Raw genomic sequence first — 1,121 nt, 5'->3', positions numbered from 1 at the left:
AAGCCGCCAAATTTGTCGATCACTTCCGTGCCTGGGCGTAACCAGAGATGAAAAGTGTTGCCTAAAATGATATCAGCACCAATGGCTTCGATATCACGTGGCAGCATACCTTTGACCGTACCATAAGTACCAACAGGCATAAAAGCAGGCGTTTGCACGTTGCCATGATTGAGATGAACGGTACCGCGGCGTGCACGCGTTGCACCGCTGGCTGTTTTATGTAAGACAAATTGCATATGTTAACCGATATATGAGCTATGAAAATGGCGCTAATTATAGCATTGTTAGGGATTTTTTGGATATTGATATTCAGGCTGTCAATATAGCCAGTCAGTGCGTTTTTTTAATTAATGCAATATTGTCATAACCAAAAGACACAGACAGTGCTTCAAAACACACAGACAACCCTTGTGTTGCGCTGGTAAAGTAAAAGTCATAATAATGATGACGTATTTAGAACCATCAGGGCATATTTTAAGAAAATGGAGAGATTATATGAAAAAGACAGGTTATCTACTATTAGTTGGCGGGATATTATTGATATCAAAAGGGGCAATGGCTGCTGATCCAGAAGAGCCGGAGTATACGTTATTGGCACAATCAGATGACTTTGAGTTACGTCGTTATGATGAGCAGTTAATCGCCCAAACGTGGGTAAGTGGTGATCAACGCGCGGCGAGTCGTGCAGGGTTCAAAATCCTAGCGGACTATATCTTTGGTAATAATACCGCACCAACTGGTGGTAGTAGCAAAATTAGCATGACAGCGCCTGTCACTATGCAGCCTGATAATAAAGGGGATAGTGAGTCACAGAAAATCGCGATGACCGCGCCAGTCAATATGCAACAAGATGATGGAAAGTGGCGCGTACAATTCACGATGCCCAGCAAATATACGATGGAGACGTTACCAAAACCGAATAACCCAGAGGTCGAAATCATCGAAGTACCCGCTCAAAATTACGGCGTTATCAAGTTCTCAGGATTTACTGGAAGTGATAAAGTAGATAAGAAGACACAAGAACTGCGAAATTGGATGCAAAGCAAAAATTTAACGCCTACAGGTGAGCCAGAATTGGCACGCTATGATGAGCCATGGACATTGCCATTTTTACGTCGTAA

2 protein-coding genes are annotated in these 1,121 nt (G+C 42.8%); one reads left to right on the top strand and one right to left on the bottom strand.

The features are described 5' to 3' along the window. The coding region (locus tag ACS8FC_RS14675) for a tRNA-guanine transglycosylase (protein WP_439297309.1) at positions 1–236 on the bottom strand (236 nt) is incomplete at its 3' end. A gap of 259 nt (positions 237–495) precedes the next feature. Here ACS8FC_RS14675 and ACS8FC_RS14670 point away from each other — a divergent pair. After that, positions 496–1,121 (top strand): SOUL family heme-binding protein (locus tag ACS8FC_RS14670; protein ID WP_439297308.1); only part of this gene is annotated, 626 nt, incomplete at its 3' end.

The sequence above is a fragment of the Psychrobacter sp. 1Y4 genome, from assembly GCF_051847555.1.
This window is presented reverse-complemented; position numbering and strand designations above follow the sequence as displayed.